9 protein-coding genes are annotated in these 17209 nt (G+C 75.2%); 7 read left to right on the top strand and 2 right to left on the bottom strand.

Translation table 11 applies throughout. The features are described 5' to 3' along the window. The first annotated feature begins 6 nt into the window (after positions 1-6). The 3 genes from KSE_RS28775 to KSE_RS28765 all read left to right on the top strand — a co-directional run bounded on the left by KSE_RS28775 (position 7) and on the right by KSE_RS28765 (position 9954). On the top strand, positions 7-7401 hold the full coding sequence (locus tag KSE_RS28775; protein WP_014138883.1) for a non-ribosomal peptide synthetase: 7395 nt from the start codon (positions 7-9) through the stop codon (positions 7399-7401). Continuing rightward, complete coding sequence (locus KSE_RS28770) at positions 7395-8621, top strand: cytochrome P450 (protein ID WP_014138882.1); 1227 nt, start codon at positions 7395-7397, stop codon at positions 8619-8621. Before KSE_RS28775 ends, KSE_RS28770 begins: the two co-directional genes overlap by 7 nt. Positions 8622-8691: 70 nt before the next feature. Beyond that, entirely contained in the window at positions 8692-9954 is a 1263-nt protein-coding gene (locus tag KSE_RS28765; protein WP_014138881.1) for an MFS transporter, read from the top strand. 214 nt (positions 9955-10168) lie between these two features. Here KSE_RS28765 and KSE_RS28760 read toward each other — a convergent pair whose 3' ends face one another. Both KSE_RS28760 and KSE_RS28755 read right to left on the bottom strand, forming a co-directional pair. After that, entirely contained in the window at positions 10169-11074 is a 906-nt protein-coding gene (locus KSE_RS28760) for an AfsA-related hotdog domain-containing protein (protein ID WP_014138880.1), read from the bottom strand. Positions 11075-11107: 33 nt separating this feature from the next. Continuing rightward, the gene (locus KSE_RS28755; protein ID WP_014138879.1) at positions 11108-11644 is read right to left on the bottom strand and encodes a hypothetical protein; all 537 of its coding nucleotides are present in this window, start codon (positions 11642-11644) and stop codon (positions 11108-11110) included. Positions 11645-12336: 692 nt separating this feature from the next. Here KSE_RS28755 and KSE_RS42375 point away from each other — a divergent pair. The 4 genes from KSE_RS42375 to KSE_RS28735 all read left to right on the top strand — a co-directional run bounded on the left by KSE_RS42375 (position 12337) and on the right by KSE_RS28735 (position 17174). Next, the gene (locus KSE_RS42375; RefSeq protein ID WP_148283171.1) at positions 12337-12963 is read left to right on the top strand and encodes a TIGR03086 family metal-binding protein; all 627 of its coding nucleotides are present in this window, start codon (positions 12337-12339) and stop codon (positions 12961-12963) included. Between the two features lie 502 nt (positions 12964-13465). Further along, positions 13466-13732: an acyl carrier protein gene (locus KSE_RS28745; RefSeq protein WP_014138877.1), complete on the top strand. Its 267-nt coding sequence runs from the start codon at positions 13466-13468 to the stop codon at positions 13730-13732. Continuing rightward, positions 13729-15537, top strand: coding sequence for an acyl-CoA dehydrogenase family protein (locus KSE_RS28740; protein ID WP_014138876.1), 1809 nt, complete (start codon positions 13729-13731; stop codon positions 15535-15537). The genes KSE_RS28745 and KSE_RS28740 overlap by 4 nt, the downstream gene beginning before the upstream one ends. After that, the gene (locus tag KSE_RS28735) at positions 15534-17174 is read left to right on the top strand and encodes an AMP-binding protein (RefSeq protein WP_014138875.1); all 1641 of its coding nucleotides are present in this window, start codon (positions 15534-15536) and stop codon (positions 17172-17174) included. The genes KSE_RS28740 and KSE_RS28735 overlap by 4 nt, the downstream gene beginning before the upstream one ends. Positions 17175-17209: the final 35 nt, after the last annotated feature.

Raw genomic sequence — 17209 nt, 5'->3', positions numbered from 1 at the left:
TCTGACATGTCAATCACCACGGAAACCGCCGAGCCCCGTCTCCGCCAGTCCCTCACGCCCGCGGCGCGCGCCCTGCTGAACCAGCGCCTGCGCGGTGTGCGGGCCGCCGCCGGCCAGGCCGCCCCGGAGATCCCGCGCCTCGCCCCGGGCGCCACCGCGGTGCCGCTGTCCAGCGCGCAGCAGCGCCTCAACTTCCTGGACCAGTTGCGGCCCGGCGGCACCGAGTACCTGATGCCCGCCGTCTGGCGGCTGTCCGGGGAGCTCGACCGCTCCGCGCTGGAGCTCGCCCTCGGCGACCTGGTCCGGCGGCACCCGCAGCTGCGGACCCGCTTCCCCAGCCGCGGCGGGGTGGCCTTCCAGGAGGAGCTGCCGGCCGGCGGGTTCGCGCCGGAGTGGGTGGACCTGTCCGGGGTCGCGCCGGCCGCCCGGGAGCGGGCCGTGACCGCGGCCACCGAAGCCGCCGCGAACCGGCCCTTCGACCTGGCGGCGGAGGCCCCGTTCCGGGCGACGCTGGTGCGGGTCGGGGCGGCGGACCACGTCCTGGTGCTGGCGATGCACCACATCGTGTCCGACGCCTGGTCCCTGGGCGTCATCTGCCGCGACCTGACGGCCCTGTACGGCGCCCGCACCGGAGGCCGGCCCGCCGCGCTGCCGGAGCTGCCGATCACCTACCGCGACTACGCGGCGTGGGAGTCCGGCGCGGGCGGCCGGGCCCGGGCGGAGAGCCACCTGGACTACTGGCGGACCCGGTTGGCCGGCCTCGCTCCGCTGGAGCTGCCCACCGACCGGCCGCGCCCGGTCGAACGCTCCCACGAGGGGGCGGTCCTCAAGCTGGCCCTCCCCGCCGGGCTGCGGCAGTCGCTGCGGCAGCTCAACGAGCGCGGCAGCTCGACGATGTTCATGACGCTGCTGGCCGCCTACCAGATCGCCCTCGGCTTCCACACCGGGCAGGAGGACATCGCGGTGGGCACGATCGCGGCCAACCGCGACCGTCCGCAGACCGAGTCGCTGGTCGGGTTCTTCGTCAACACCCTGGTGATGCGGGGGGACCTGTCCGGGAACCCGACGCTCGCCGAGTACCTGGGCCGGGTGCGGGACGCGGCGCTGGGCGCGATGGACCACCAGGACGTCCCCTTCGAACGCCTGGTCGAGGTGCTCAGCCCGGACCGCGACCTCAGCCGCAACCCGCTGTTCCAGGTGCTGTTCGCCTACGAGTACGCCGACGGGGGCGGCTTCACGCTGGGCGGCGCACGCGGCGAGAGCGTGTCCGTCGGCGCGGACGTCGCGAAGTTCGACCTGTCCCTGCACGCCACCGAGCAGCCGGACGGGCTGACGCTCTCGTTCGTCTACCGGCGCGACCTCTTCGACCCCGGGACGGTCGCGACCCTGGCCGACCACGTGCACCGGGTGCTCGACGCGATCGTCACCCGCCCGGCGACGGCGATCGCCGACCTGGAGCCGCTGGCCGAGGAGGAGCGCGCGTCGCTGCTGGCGCAGGCGGGCCACCCCGACCCGGTGCCGGCCCCGACGGTGCCGCTACTGCTGGACGCCTTCCACCACCAGGTCCGCCTCCGCCCCGACCGGGTCGCGGTGGTGTGCGCGGACCGGCGCCTCACGTACGCGCAACTCGACGACCGAGCCGAGCGGTTGGCGCGGGTCCTGCGCCGCCGCGGGGTGCGCCCCGAGTCCCGGGTCGGCGTCTGCGTGGGCCGCGACGAGTGGCTCGCGGTCGCGGTGCTGGGGATCTGGAAGGCCGGCGGGGCCTACCTGCCGATGGACGGCTCCCACCCGGGCGAGCGCCTCGGGTTCATGGTCGACGACGCCGGCGCCACCCTGCTGCTCACCGACAGCGCCACCCGCGACAAGGTCGCGGGCCTGGGCGCCGAGCTGCTGGTGCTGGACGCGCCCGGCGCGCTCGACGGCCCCGCCTGCCCCTCCCCCGGCCGGGACACCGCCCCGGGCCCCGCGCTGCGGCCCGGCAACGCCGCCTACGTCATCTACACCTCCGGCTCCACCGGCCGGCCCAAGGGCGTCGTGGTCACCCACCACAACGCCGCCCGGCTGTTCGCGTCCTGCGAGGCGTCGTTCGACTTCGGCCCGGACGACGTCTGGTCGCTGCTGCACTCCTTCGCCTTCGACTTCTCGGTCTGGGAGCTGTGGGGGGCGCTGTCCAAGGGCGGGCGGGTGGTGATCGCCGCCACGGACGTGGTCCGGGACCCGGACGCCGTCTTCGACCTGCTGGCCGCCGAGCGCGTCACCGTCCTGAGCCAGACCCCCGCCGCCTTCCAGGGCCTGCGGGCGCAGGCCGCGCAGTCCGGGCGCTCGTTCGCGGAACTCGCCCTGCGGACCGTCGTCTTCGGCGGCGACGCGCTGAGCGCGCGGGACTTCGGCGACTGGTTCGCCGACCCCTCGCCGCACCTGCCGCGGCTGGTGAACATGTACGGGATCACCGAGACCACCGTGCACGTCACCCACCGGGTCCTGACCCGCGAGGACGCCGAGGGCGACACCCTGTCGCCGATCGGGGTGCCGCTGGCGGACCTGCGCGGCTACGTGCTCGACCAGCACCAGCGGCTGGTGCCGACCGGTGTCCCGGGCGAGCTGTACGTCGCCGGGGCGGGTCTGGCCCGGGGCTATCTCGGACGCCCGTCGCTGACCGCCGAGCGTTTCGTGCCCGACCCCTACGGACCGGCCGGCGGCCGGCTGTACCGGACCGGCGACCGGGTCCGGCGGCTGCCCGACGGGCAGTTGGAGTTCCTGGGCCGGGTGGACGCCCAGGTCAAGATCCGCGGCTTCCGGATCGAACTGGGCGAGATCGAGGCCGCGCTGCGCGGCTTCCCCGGCGTGGTCGACGCCGCCGTCGTGGTCCGCGAGGAGCCGGGCGGCGTGCGACGGCTGGTCGGCCACATCGCCACCGGCGCCGCCACTGCTCCTGCCGGCGGCTGCCCGGTCGGCGGCTCCCCGGTCGACACCCGCGCGCTGCGCGCCCACCTCGGCCGCGGCCTGCCCGACTACATGGTCCCGGCCCTGATCACCGAGCACCGGACCCTGCCGCTGACCGTGAACGGCAAGGTCGACCGCAAGGCCCTGGCCCTGCTCCAGGCCCGCGAGGCCGACCTCAGCGCGCGGTACACCGCGCCGCGCACCCCCGCCGAGGAGTCGCTGGCCGGGATCTGGGGCGAGGTCCTCGGGCTCGACCGGGTCGGCGTGGACGACAACTTCTTCCGGCTGGGCGGCGACTCCATCCTGGCCCTGCGGGTGATCGGGCTGGCCCGCGAGGCCGGGCTGGCGCTGAGCATCCCGGACATCTTCCGGGCCCAGGTCCTGGCGGACCTGGCGGACCTGGCGGACCACTCGACGGCGTCCGTCGGGACGGCGCCGGTGGCCGCCCTGTCCATGATCGACAGTGCCGAGGCGGCCGCCCTGCCGCCGGACGTCGAGGACGCCTATCCGCTGACGATGCTCCAGGCGGGCATGCTGCACGAGTTGATGAGCGATCCGGAGCGCGGCGCCTACCACAACGTGACCAGCTTCAAGCTGCGCGACAGCGCCGGCTTCGACCTCGCCGCGTTCCAGGAGGCCGTGGACGTCCTGGTCGAGCGCCACGACATCCTGCGCACCTCCTTCGACCTGCTGCGCGACACCGAGCCGCTGCAACTGGTGCACCGGCGGGCCGCCCTGCCGGTGGGCTTCGCCGACCTGCGCGGCCTGTCGGCGGCCGAGCAGCGCGAGGCGGCCGCCGCCCACGTGCGCGAACAGGCCGCGCTGCCCTTCGACCTGTCCGCCGCCCCGCTGGTACGGCTGTTCGTGCACCGGCTCGGCGAGGAGCAGTTCCGGCTGACCATCACCGACTGCCACGTGGTGCTCGACGGCTGGAGCCTGACCTCGTTCATCGCGGACCTGCTGGAGCTGCACCACCGCCGGGCGGCCGGCCTGGAGCCCGCCGCCGCGGCCGGACCCGCGGTGCGCTTCGCGGACTACGTGGCGCTGGAGCGCGAGGCACTGGCCTCCACCGCGTCCCGCGACTTCTGGCACGAGGCGCTGGTCGGCCTGGAACCGGTCCACTTCGCCCCGGCCCCCGGGCCGGCCCCGGTCGGCGACCGGCCGCCGCACGAGGCCGAGCGGTCCTACCGGGAACTGGCCGGGCCGCTGGCCGAGGTCGCCGCCCTGGCCGGGGTCCCGGTGCGGACGGTCTTCCTCGCGGCCTTCTACCGGCTGATGGGCCTCTTCGCCGGCGACGACCCCTACAGCATCGGCATGGTCACCAACGGCCGCCCCGAGCACGCCCACGCGGACCTGATGCGCGGCCTGTTCCTCAACACGGTGCCGATCGGGTTCCACTCCACCGCCCGCAGCTGGGTCGAGTACCTGCGCGAGACCTTCGCCGCCGAGCGCGCCCTGATGCCGCACCGGAGGTTCCCGCTCGCCGAGATGCAGCGCTCCCTGGGCGGCGTGGCGGTCGAGGCCGTCTTCAACTTCGTGAACTTCCACCGGCTGGAGAAGGACGTGTGGGAGGACACCCTGGAGGTCGCCCGCACCAACTTCCCGCTCAGCCTGAACGCCAACCCGGGCGGCATGACCCTGGACGCCGACCCCCGCTACCTGGACGCCACCGCCTGCGAACAGCTCGCGGACACCTACCGGGGCCTGCTGCGGGCGATGGCCGCCGAGCCGCACGGCCCGGTCACCCGGCCCGCCCTCACCGGCGCCGCGCGCGACCTGGTGCTGTACCGCTGGAACGCCGCCACCACGCGCGGCCGGCACCAGGAGGCGCACCAGGACCCGTACCAGGAGGAGGACGACCGGCGGCTGTTCCACGAACTGGTCCAGCAGCACGCCGAGCGGCACCCGCAGGCCCCCGCCCTGGTCCACGGCCCGGACGTCACCGGCTACGGCGAGCTCGACCGGGCCGGCGACCGGATCGCCCGGCGGCTGCGCGCGCTGGGCGTCGACACCGAGACCGTGGTCGGCATCTGCCTGGAACGGGGCCCGGACCTCGCCCGGGCGGTCCTGGGGGTGCTCAAGTCCGGTGCCGCCTACCTGTGCCTGGACCCCGAGTACCCCGGGGAGCGGCTCGCCTTCATGGTCGGGGACTCGGCCATGACGGTGCTGCTGACCCAGCCCGAGCTGGCCCACGCCGCCCCTCGGGTCCGGCACACCCTGATGGTCGGCGCACTCACCGCGGACCCGGACCCGAACCTGGACCCGGAGTCCGGGCAGCTCCCGGCCGGCTGCCCCGAGTCCGGGGCGGGACCGGACAGCACCGCCTACGTGATCTACACCTCCGGCTCCACCGGCACGCCCAAGGGAGTGGCGGTCACCCACCGCGGGATGCTGAACCTGGTCCGGGCGCAGCAGGACGTGCTGTCCCCGTCCCCGGACGACCGGGTGCTGCAGTTCGCGTCCAGCAGCTTCGACGCCTCGGTGTTCGAGATGACCTGGGCGCTGGCCAACGGCGCGCAACTGTGCAGCGCCGCACGCCAGGACCTGGCGCCCGGCGCCGACCTCACCCGCACCCTGCGCACCCAGCGGATCACCGCGGCGGTGCTGCCCCCGACCGCGCTGAGCGTCATGGACCCGCGGGGGCTGCCGGACCTGCGCACCCTGATGGTGGCCGGCGAGGCCTGCCCCGCCGAGACCGTCGACGCCTGGGCGCCCGGGCGGCGCTTCCTCAACGGCTACGGCCTGACCGAGACCTCCGTGTGGGTGACCGCGGCCGAGTGCCTGCCGGGCGGCGGCCGGCCCTCCATCGGCACCCCGATCCGCGAGACCGAGGTCTACGTCCTGAACGAGGACCTGGAACCGGTACCGGTCGGCGCCCCCGGCGAGCTCTGCATCGGCGGCCTCAGCCTGGCCCGCGGCTACCTGGGCCGCCCCGGGACCACCGCGCAGCGCTTCGTCCCCGACCCCTTCAGCGGCCGCGGCGGGGCCCGGCTGTTCCGCACCGGGGACATCGTCCGCCACGCGGCCGACGGCTCGCTCGACTACGTCGGACGCCAGGACGGCCAGGTCAAGCTCCGCGGCTTCCGGATCGAGCTCGGCGAGGTCGAGGACGCCCTGCTGGCCCACCCCGGCGTCCGGTCGGCCGTGGCGATGGTGCGCGCCGACGGGGGCGGCGACCCCCGGCTGGTCGCCTACGTGGTACCGCAGGAGGCGGGCGGCGCCCCGCGGGCCGAGGAGCTGCGCCAGGCGCTGCGCCGCCGGCTGCCGGCCCACATGGTGCCGAGCGCCTACGCGGTCCTCGACGCGCTACCGCTCACCGCCAACCGCAAGGTCAACCGCCGGGCGCTGCCGCCGGTGCGGAGCGACCGCGCCGAAGCGGCGGCCGCCTACGCCGCCCCGCGCACCCCCGCCGAACGGGCGATGGCGCAGGTGTGGGCCGAGGTCCTGGGCGTGGAGCGGGTCGGCGTCCGGGACGACTTCTTCGCGCTGGGCGGCAGTTCCCTCTCGACGGTCCGGGTGGTGGCCAAGGCGCGCGCCCGGGGGCTCGCCCTGACCGTCCGCGACCTGGTCGAATCGCCGACCATCGCCGGCCTCGGCCGGCTCCGGGCCGGCGCGGACCCGGTGGCGGGCCCCCGCTCCCGGGTGGTGCTGCGGCCGGGGGCGGGGCGGCCGCTGAACTGCGTCCACCCGACCGGGGGCAGCGTCACCTGGTACCTCCCGCTCGCCCGGGCCCTGGGCGGCACCCGTCCGGTGCACGGCTACCAGGCGCTGGGGCTGGCCGGCGGCACCGACCCGCTCACGGTCCGCGAGATCGCCGGCAACTACGTCCGCGAACTGACGGCCGACCGGGACGGCGGACCGCACGCGGTCCTCGGCTGGTCGATGGGCGCCAACATCGCCCTGGAGATGGCCGGCCAGCTCCTCGACGCCGGGGCCGAGGTGGCGCCGCTGGTGCTGGTCGAGCCCTACCTGCCCACCCCGGACACCCACCGCCGGCTCGCCGGCTTCGCCGAGCGGCAGCGGCACGCGCTGGTGCTGCGCGACGAACTGCGCGCCGCACCCGCCGGCTCCGCGGCCCGCGCCGCGGCGGACGCCCGGCTGCGGACCGTCCTGCGCGACGCGGGCCTGGTCGACGAGGAGGTCGACCTGGCCCAGGACGCCCCGATCGAGGTGTGGCACTCGCTGCTGGAGGCCCTGGCCGGCTACCGGGCGCGCCCCTACCCCGGCCGGATCCACCTGGTCATCGGCCGGGACACCGCCGACCGGCCGCAGGACACCCCGATGCCCGACATCGGCGTCCCCTACCGCGACTACCTGTCGGCCTGGCAGGACCTGGCGGTGGGCGGACTCCAGGTCCACCACCTGCCCGGCGGGCACCGCACCATGCTCACCGATCCCGGCGTCGGCGCCGTCGCCGCGCTGCTCGACACTCTCACCCCCGGAGGACGTCCGTGCTGACCGCCGCCCGCTTCACCGAGCGCTACCTGCTGGACCCGCAGGTCAACGCCGACCCGTACCCCTACTTCAACGCGCTGCGCGAGCACCGGCCCGTCCACTGGAGCGGCATCCACCGCGCCTGGCTGGTCACCGGCTACGCGCAGATGGCCGAGGCGCTGGGCCACCCGGCGCTGTCCGCCGACCGGGTCCGGCCGCTGATGGAGGCCATCCCGGACAGCGTCCTGGACGACGGGGCCCGGCGGGCGGTCGGCCTGCTGTCGCACTGGATGGTCTTCAACGACCCGCCGCAGCACCGCCGGCTGCGCGGGGTGTTCCAGGACCAGTTCTCCGCCCGCGCCATCAACCGCTACGCGGGGCTGATCGCGAAGGCCACCAGCTCGCTGCTGGCCCGCCGCGCCGCGCCCGGCAGCAGCGGGGACGCCGTCGCCGACGTGGCCAAGACCCTGCCCAGCCTGGTCTTCGCCCGCTGGCTCGGCGTTCCGCCCGCGCACGCCCCTTCGTTCTGGTACTGGAACGCCCGGGTGGGCGACCTGGTGCTGGGCGCCGCCCAGGAGGAACGGGAGTACCGCACCTCGCTGCAGTCACTGGCCAAGCTCTACGACTACCTGGCCGGCCTGGTGCGGCTGCGCCGTGAGCAGCCCCAGGACGACCTGATCAGCGCGGTGCTGGCCGGGGGCGCCATCGGCGACACGGTCAGCGAGGAGGAGTTCGTCGGCATGCTGAGCCATCTGGCCTTCGCCGGCGGGGAGACCACCAGCAACCTGATCGCCAACGGGCTGCGCGCCCTGCTGACGCACCCGCAGCAGCTGGCAGCGGTACGGGAGAACCCCAAGCTGCTGTCCGGAGCCGTCGAGGAGGCCCTGCGCTTCGACGGCCCCTCCAAGATGTCGGTGCGCATCGCCGCCGAGGACCTGCGGCTCGACGGCCAGGACATCCGCGCCGGTGACCGGATCTTCCTGGTGACCGCCGCCGCCAACCGCGACCCGCGGCAGTTCGACGCCCCGGACACCTTCGACGTCCACCGCGGCCGCACCTCGCACCTCGGCTTCGGGTACGGCATCCACTTCTGCATCGGCGCGCCGCTGGCCCGGCTGGTGGCGGGAAGCGCGCTCGGGGTCCTGGTACGGGACCACCCGGACCTGCGGCTCCTCCCGTCCCGCCACGAGTGGCAGCTCTCGCTGCTCAACCGCAGCCTCAAGGACCTCCCCGTCAGCTACTGACGTCCTCCGCGCTCCTCCTCCAGCACTCCGCCCCCCGACGAAGACGAAGACGAAGGCGACGAAGCAGCGCATGACTCAGACCGCCACCCCGCCCGTGCCCCCGGCCGAACGGCCCTCCCTGCGCGCGCCCCTGCGCACGCCCTCCTTCCGCAACCTGTGGACCGCCCAGTCCTTCTCGCTCCTGGGAGACGGGTTCAGCACCGTCGCCTTCGCCTGGATCACCCTCACGCTCACCCACTCCAGCCTGGCCCTCGGCGTGGTCCTCGCCTGCCAGGCCGTGCCGCGCGCCCTGCTCACCCTGCTCGGCGGGGCGCTCAGCGACCGGGTGTCGGCCCGCCACCTGATGGTGTTCTCCAGCCTGCTGCGCTGCGCGCTGATGGCGGGGGTGGCGGCCACCGGATTCACCCACCTGCTCGACCTGTGGATGCTGTTCGCGGCAGCGGCGTGCTTCGGCGCGGTCGACGCGTTCTTCCAGCCCGCGCGCAGCTCCGTCCTGCCCTCGGTCGTCGAGCCCGAGCAGTTGGAGCCGGCGAACGCCCTTCTCAGCGTGGGCAGTCGGATCGCCTCGGTGCTCGGCCCCGCCGTCGGCGGCATCGTGGTGGCCGCCACCGACCCCAGTACCGCCTTCGCCGTCGACAGCTGCTGCTTCGCCCTGGTCGCCCTGTTCGCCGGCCGGGCCACCCGCCGCATCACCGCCCCGGCCGCCAGGACCGGCGCCGACACGGCCGGGGAATCCCTCGGCAGCCGGATCCGGGCCGGCCTGGTCTACGTCTTCTCCGACCCGCGGATCCGCGCCATGGTCGCCATCGACACCGCCGTGACCTTCTGCTACGCGGGCCCGTTCACCGTGGGCTTCGCCAGCCTGGCCAAGTTCCGGTTCCACGGCGGAGCGACCTCCCTCGGCCTGCTCGACGGCGCACTGGCCGCCGGAGCCATCGTCGGCGCCCTCCTGGGCGGCGCGACCCGCCGCCACCTGCGCGTGGGCCTGCTCATCTCCGCCCTCACCGGCTGGCTGGGCGCCGGGATGCTCGCCCTGGGCATCCTCGGCAACCTGGCCGGAGCCGTCGGCGTGGTGCTGCTGATGGGCCTGGGCATCGGCTTCCAGGGCGTGTTCGGAGTGAGCTGGATCCAGCGCAACATCCGCGGTGAGATCCTCGGTCGCGTCATATCCGTCGACATGGTCGCGGGCTACGTCGCCGCCCCCGTCTCCCTGGTGCTGTGCGGCGCACTGGCCAAGTCCCACCCGGGCGCCATGTTCGCCGCCACCGCCGCCGTCCTGATCGTCACCGGAGCCGCCACCCTCTGCTCCAAGCCCGTCGTCACGATGGCCTGAGCCCCCGTCCGCGCCCGCCTCCCCTCCCCGTGGGTGCCGGTCGTCACCACGTCGGTGGTGTCGGGGGGCGGGACGGGACGGCGCCGCGGGAGTGCGGGTGACCCGCACGAGGTGGGCGGGGCCACCGGCTGCTCCCGCGGCGGAGGCTGCGTCGCGGGCCGCGCGCTTCGGGTTCCGGCCGCACGGGAACGCTCGCGCCGCACCTGCGCGTCGGTCAGACCCCCGTCTCGACGCGCCCGGTGCACACCGTGGCGCCCGCCTGGGAGAAGAGGACGCGCCATCGGGCGGACGCCGGTGACCGCGGGCACGGAACGGCGCGCACCCGCACGGGGGCGTCCAGGGTGCACAGCCGGGGGAACGACAGGTGCAGCGTTCGCACTCCGTTGCCGTCCGGCGCGCACGCACCGAGCACGAGCTGCCGGGTCGCCTCCGCGAACAGCCGCCCGGTCACGTGGTCGGCGGACGCGGGCAGCAGGTAGGGGTGCGGACCGGACAGGCGCAGCACGGCATGGGCGCCCCCGTCCTCCCGCCCGATCCGAGCCAGGACCTGGTTCTCCGGCCGGGACCTGACCCGCCCCGCGCGGGCACGGGGTTCGCCCGGGGCGGTCGGCAGCTGTCCGGCCCGGACGACTCCGGCTCCCCGCCAGTTCCGGTAGAGGGTGCCCTCCAGGACCCCCGCGGTCGTCTCGCCGTCCGCCACCACCCGTCCGTCCGGCGCCCGGAGGACGCAGGAGGCGATGACGCGCCGGGTGCGTCCCGTCCGGCTCGTCCGGAGCTGTTCGACGAGGCAGGTCGCCAGCAGTCCCCCGGGGAGGGGGCGCAGGGGCCGGCCGGTCAGGAGGCGGCTGGTCGACGAGGTGTTCAGCGGGACCTCCCGGTGCCGCAGCAGCCCGGTGTGCTGCAGGGTCGCGTACGCGCACTGTTCCACCACCGATCGGAGCAGGAGGGCGTCTTCCGGGAGTCCGTCGCCGCCCCGGTCGCCGAACAGGTCGTGCGCCTCGGGGAGCCGTACGCGGAAGGAGAGCCCGTTCGGCAGCACGGCGTCGTGGACGAGGAGGACGTCACCGGGGCGCCTCACACCGGCCAGCGCGGCGGTCACCTCGGTGCCCGGCTCCGGCATCGCGGGTACCTCCGTGTTCGGCGGGAGGAGTGCTCAGAAGGGCTGGGTGAGCGTGAGGACCAGCTCTCCCTGGCTGGACGTGACCCCCTGGGGGGTCGCACAGGCGAGCGGGTCCGATCCGGGGTACGTGCCGACGAGATGGACGAGGTAGCCGTTGAACTGGCCCGCCGTCACCGTGCCGACGGAGGTCCCCACGGTCTGGCCCGCGGGCCTGGTGACCACGAAGGTGGAGGTGATCTCGGAGTCGGGCCCCTCGTTCCAGTCCAGGATGCTGATCCCGGTCGTCACCGGGGACGAGGTCGGAAGGCAGCCGGCGTCCACGGTGTAGTCGAAGCCGAGCCGGGCCGTGTCCACCGAACCGGCGCCCGTGCAGGCGTAGGTGGCGCTCGCCGTGATGCGTGTCGGGCGGGAGACGAGCGTGAGCCCGGGACTGTAGTGCTGCGTGGCGGTGGTCGTGCAGACGACGGCCGGCGGGTCGGCGGCCCGGGCCGAACCGCCGGAGGTCACGAGCGCCCCGAGCGACACGAGGCTCAGCGCGAGCGGCGGGACGAGGCGGCGGAAACGGGTCATGGCTGTCTCCTGAAGGGGGGCTGGGAGCACGCCGGGCGTGTGACGGGAGAACAGGCCGGATCCGGGAATCCGCGCGGCGGTGCCCTCCGGGCGGCCGCGCAAGCACCCGGCGGCACGGCGGAGACCCGGACGGCGCGGGTGAGCAGGTGCGCTCTCATGGTCCCTCCGATCCCATCGGGTCACGGGGCGGGGCTGTCGGGCCCGGCCGCGCCACTGGCTCCGCGGTGCGTCCTGCCCTTCCCAGCATGTTCCGGAATCTCGCTCCGTATCCCCCCTCGGAGCGGCTGGTTCGTCAATTATCGTGCCGCGTAAAGAAATCCGGGAGGCCGTTCCGGGCGCCGTCCGTCTCCTGCGGCCGAGGTGAACGCCGTGTCGTGCCGCCGCCTGCCACCGCGCGGCTTTCCGCAGCGGCCTCGTCTCCCCTCGGCGTTGCAAACAGTGGACGGGAGGGGACAATTTCAACACCTTGCGCATCCCCTGCCACCGATCCGCCCCCGGCCGGGCGACGAATCCCTCCGTGGCGGTCCGGGAGACGGGGCCGCGGGCAGTCGAAGCAGTCAGGAGAGGGCGTGGAGCCGTCCCGGGTCACGGTCGTCCTCCCGGTGCACCGGGGCCGGGCGGCCGCACCCCCGTCCCACCGGAGCCCCGGCCTGCTCCGGTACCGCCCGGACGAAGCTCCGACGCACAGTCGCGTGGCGAAGGGAACCATGATGAACCGCTGCTTCCATCCGCCGGGATCCCATCTGGCGGTCCTGGTCGTGGTCCGCGACCTGTTCCCCGCCATCGCCGAGCTGGTCGAGGAGATCGCCGCTGACGCCTGGGAGGGACCCACTCCCTGCAGCCAATGGACCGTCCGTGACCTCGTCGCGCACATCGCCGGCGAACTGCTCTGGGTCCCGGCCGCGGTCGCGGGCGAGGAAGTGGCCCGCTCGACCCGGAGGTTCTCCACGGACGTGCTGGGCGCCAACCCCAAAGGGGTGGTCGCCCACGCCGCGGAGGCCGCGGTCAGGTCACTGGCCCGGCCCGGGGCCCTCGACAGGCAGCTGCGGCTGCCCTACGGCCTGCGCGACGGCCTCGGCTACGCGCGGGAACTCGCCGCCGATCTGACCGTGCACTGGTGGGACCTCTCGCAGGCGTGCCCTTCCGGCGCCGAGCTCCCCGAGCGTGTCGTCGCCTCCGCCCTCGCCCAGTTCAGCGAGTACCGGGACATCGTGGCCAGCGGCCACTTCTCCCCGCCCCTGCCCTGCCCCGCCGGCGACCTCGGGACCATCCGCGAACTGGCCGCACGAACAGGCCGCCACCCCGGCAACCGCCCCTGAGCGGCCGGGCGTGCGTCCCGCCGCCGGGAAGGGCGGCACGGGGCGCGCGCCCTCCTCCGCGCGCCCCTCGGAAGGGCCGGACAACGGCTCACGCGTTCCGCCCGGTCACAGGAGCGGCCTTCCGTTCCCGACCGCTTGATGACGCACGGCGGTCGGCGGAGGATGCGGGTGTTCGGAGGGGCCCGTCGTTGTCCCTTCTTGTCACGACCCCGGGTCGACCCGTTACCGGGTCGCTGTGGCCAGGTCGTCCGACAGGCTCCGGAACCGTCCTCCAGGAACGACAGCCGCCCTGGCCGGGGATCCGTCACGCGCAGCACCCCCACGAGCCGGCCTCTCGGCTCCTTCACCTGGCCCCGCCGCGAGTACCGGTTCCCGGCCGCCCGTTGGAACACCGCTGGTGCCTGTGCCCCCCAGCACCCGGTGGTCCTGGCGCCCCGAACACGCCGGCCGCGGTCGCGGGCTCACCACGAGCCCCCGCCGCCCTCCACCCAGGAGCACCGTAGTGAAAGCTTTCTCCTCCTCCGCCCTGGAAGACCTCATGCAGCTCTGCCTGCCCCCCGACCGCCGACTCGCCGCCGACGGCGAGGAACTGCTCGACCTGTCCTTCCGCGCCCTGGGCTTCGACTCGCTGGCGATGGTCGAACTCGCCGACCGCCTCCAGGAGGCGCTGCGGGTGCCCGTCCCGACCGAGGCGATGGACCGGATCGCCACGCCCCGGGCCGCGCTCGCCTACGTCGAGCGCCTCCTCGCCGCGGGGGAACGCGGATGAGCACCACGGTGCACGCGCTGACCGCCCTGCTGCGGGGGCCGCACCCGCAGCACCACGAGGAGTTCGCCCGCCTCGTCGCCGGACCCGCGTTCGACCCCGGCCCCGCGGGAGAGGGCGCGGCCGAGACCGCCGCGCGCGCCTACGGACGACTGGCCCTGATCAGCCGGCACGTCCACCCCGCCCGGAACCTGCTGGGCGACGTCCACCGGCTGACCGCGCTGCACGAGTGGGCCGCGCTGGTCGACGGGACGCTGTTCACGGTGATGACCACCCACCTGAACCTGGCGCTGGGCAGCATCGTCCAGCAGGCCGCCGACCGGCCGGAACTCGCCGACACCGTAGAGGAGTTGGAGGAGCTGCGGGCGGTCGGGGTCTTCGTGGCCACCGAACTCGGCTACGGCAACAACCTGGTGACCCTGGAGACGCGGGCCCGCTTCGACCCGGCGGCCGGCGGCTTCGTCCTGACCACCCCGTCCGCGCGGGCCCGCAAGTACATGCCCAACACCTGCCTCAACGGCATCCCCAAGGTGGGCGTCGTGCTGGCCCGCGCCCTGGTCGACGGCCGGGACTGCGGCGTCTTCCCCTTCCTGCTGCGGCTGTCCGACGGCGAACGCCCCACCGAGGGGGTGCACCTCGCCGCGCTGCCGGACAAACCCGGCCTGGCGCTGGACAACGCCGTCACCAGCTTCCACGACGTGCGACTGCCACTGGCGGCCATGCTCGCCGAGGAGCGCCTGACGCTGGCCCGCACCGGCACCCTCGACGCGCCCCTGCACCGCAAGGTCACCCGCTTCCTCGGCGCGATCGAGTCCATCCAGGGCGGCAAACTCTGCCTGGCCGCGGGCAGCGCCGCGATGGCCCGGGCCGCCACCGCCCTCGCGGTGCGCTACGCCCACCAGCGGCTCACCTTCGCCCCCGGCCGCGGCCAGGTGCCGCTGGCGGCCTACCGCACCCACCAGCGGGCCCTGGTCCGCTGCGTCGCCGCGTCGTACGCGACCACCTTCCTGGTCGGCGAGGCCAAGGACGCGCTGGCCCGGGAACGGAGCGCCGGCGACCGCCTCTCCGACGCCCTCGTGCGGCAGATCGCGGTCACCAAGGCGCTGACCACCTGGACCGCCCGCGAGGTCCTGCAGACCTGCCGGGAGCGGTGCGGCGCCCAGGGGCTGTTCTCGCTCAACCGGATCGCCGACTACCTCGCCGTCAACGAGGGCGCGATCACCGCGGAGGGCGACAACGAGGTCATCATGATCAAGGCCGGCCGCCAACTGCTCGCCGCCGCAACCGACTCCGCTGCACCGGACGCGCCCGGGACGGGCCTCCTGCCGCTGCTCGCGGCGCGCGAGGCGGTGCTGCGCGAGCGCACCACCGCCGCCCTGGAGGCGGACGAGCGCTCCGGCGGCTCGGTCTTCGACGCCTGGAACGCCGGCGTCGGCGCGGTCCGCGACCTGGCCACCGCCCACGGACGGGCCCGCGCCCTGGCCGCCACCACCCGCGCCGCGGCCGCCTGCGCCGACCCGCTCGGCCTCGAACTGCTCGGCCTGCTGGCCGAGTCGTGGGCCCTGGACGACCTCGCCGAGCACACCGGCTGGTACCTCGGCGCGAAACTGCTCGACGCCGAACAGGCCGCCGGCCTGGACGCCCGCCAGGGCGCCGTGACCGCCCGGCTGGCCCCGCACCTGCCCCTGCTGGCCGAGGCGTTCGCCCTCCCCGACCAGGTACTGCGCAGCCCGCTGGCGAGCCCCGACTACCTCCGGGCCGTCGAGGACTGGGTGCGCACCACCCCCGGCGCCCGGGAGGCGCGATGACCGCCGACGACACCCTGGTCACCGCCCTGGAACAGCAGGCCGCCGAGCACGGGGACAAGTTCCTGGCCTTCCCGGACACCGGCGAACGGATCACCACCGCCGAACTGGCCCGCGCCTCGGCCCTGTCCGCGGCCGGCCTGCGCGACCGGGGCGTCCCGGAAGACCGGGTGGTGGGCCTGCTCACCCCGACCGGCCCGGCGTTCTTCACCGCCTTCTTCGGCGTCCTGCGCACCGGCTGCGCCGCCGCCGTCCTGCCGCTGCCGTGGGGCGACGCGCGGACCCGGGCCGAGCGGCTGGTCCCCCTGCTGGACGCGGGCGGCATCCGCCACCTGCTGGTGGCGCCCTCCTACCGGGACTGCGCGGACCGGCTGCGCGCCCTGCGGCCGGGGCTGGCAGTGATCCCGCTGGACGAGCGGGGCGCCCGGCCGCACCACGGCTCCGGCAGGGCCGACGCCCTGGCCGTGCTGCAGCTGACCTCCGGCAGCACCAGCGCCCCCAAGGGGGTGCGCCTCACCCACCGGGCCTACCTGCACGGCGTCCGGTCCACCGCCCGGTCCTGGGGAATCACCACCCGGGACACCTGGGTGGGCTGGATGCCGCACTTCCACGACTTCGGCCTGGTCACCGCCCTGGCGCAGCTGCTGCACGGCGGCGACCAGCACCAGTTCGCCCCGATGACCGCGATGCGCTCCCCGCTGCGCTTCCTGCGCCACCTCGCCGAACAACGGGGCACCGCCACCGCCGGGCCGAACTTCTTCTACGACCGCCTGGCCGAAGCCGCCGCCGCGGACCCGCGCGCCGTCGCGGAACTCGACCTGACCGCCCTGCGGCTGGGCGTCAACGGCGCGGAACCCGTCCGCCCCGCCACCCTGGACTCCTTCGACCGGGCCCTCGCCCCCGCCGGCGCCCGCCCGCACCTGGTCCGCCCCGCCTACGGCCTGGCCGAGGCCACCCTGGTGGCGACCATGGCCCGGCCGGGCCCCCGCCCGCGGGTGGAGCACCTCGACCGGGCCCTGCTGGCCGACCACGGCCGGGCCCGGCTCCTCCCGCCGGACGCGCCCGGCGGCAAGGCCCTGGCCTCGGTCGGCACCCCGGTCGAGGACCTGCGCCTGCGGATCGCCGACCCCCGCGGCCGGCCGTGCCCGGACGGCACCCTCGGCGAGGTCCAGCTCCAAGGACCGATGCTCACCACCGGCTACCACCGGCACCCCGAGGCCACCCGGGAGCTGTTCGACGGCCCCTGGCTGCGCACCGGCGACCTGGGATTCCTGCTGGACGGCGAGCTGTTCGTCGCCGGCCGCGCCAAGGACATGATCATCGTGCGCGGGGTCAACCACTTCCCCGAGGACGTCGAAGCCGCCGCCCGCTCCGTGCCCGGCGTGCACCGGGGCCGCTGCGTGGCCTTCGCGGTGGAGCCCACCGAACCCGGCGAGCACCTGGTCCTGGTCGCCGAAACCCTGCCCGCCGAACGGACCCCGGAGCTGCGGCAGCTGCTGACCGCGGCGGTGCGCGAGCAGACCGGCCTCGCCGAGGTGGAGGTCCGGCTCGCCCCGCCCGGCTGGATCCCCCGCACCAGCAGCGGCAAGTGGCAGCGCGCCACGGCCCGCGCCCGGCTCGCCGACACCCGCCTCACCTGAAACCGACCCGCCCGGCACCGACCCCACCACCAGGA

This window comes from Kitasatospora setae KM-6054 (assembly GCF_000269985.1).
GTDB classification, from domain to species: Bacteria; Actinomycetota; Actinomycetes; order Streptomycetales; family Streptomycetaceae; genus Kitasatospora; species Kitasatospora setae.
Note: the sequence above shows the minus strand (reverse complement) of the source record. Positions and strands in the feature narration are given on the sequence as shown.

Coding starts and splice junctions, on each gene's coding strand:
- KSE_RS28765 (WP_014138881.1), top strand. CDS start 8,692: ATGACTCAGACCGCCACCCCGCCCGTGCCCCCGGCCGAACGGCCCTCC.
- KSE_RS28760 (WP_014138880.1), bottom strand. CDS start 11,074: ATGCCGGAGCCGGGCACCGAGGTGACCGCCGCGCTGGCCGGTGTGAGG.
- KSE_RS28740 (WP_014138876.1), top strand. CDS start 13,729: ATGAGCACCACGGTGCACGCGCTGACCGCCCTGCTGCGGGGGCCGCAC.
- KSE_RS28755 (WP_014138879.1), bottom strand. CDS start 11,644: ATGACCCGTTTCCGCCGCCTCGTCCCGCCGCTCGCGCTGAGCCTCGTG.
- KSE_RS28775 (WP_014138883.1), top strand. CDS start 7: ATGTCAATCACCACGGAAACCGCCGAGCCCCGTCTCCGCCAGTCCCTC.
- KSE_RS28735 (WP_014138875.1), top strand. CDS start 15,534: ATGACCGCCGACGACACCCTGGTCACCGCCCTGGAACAGCAGGCCGCC.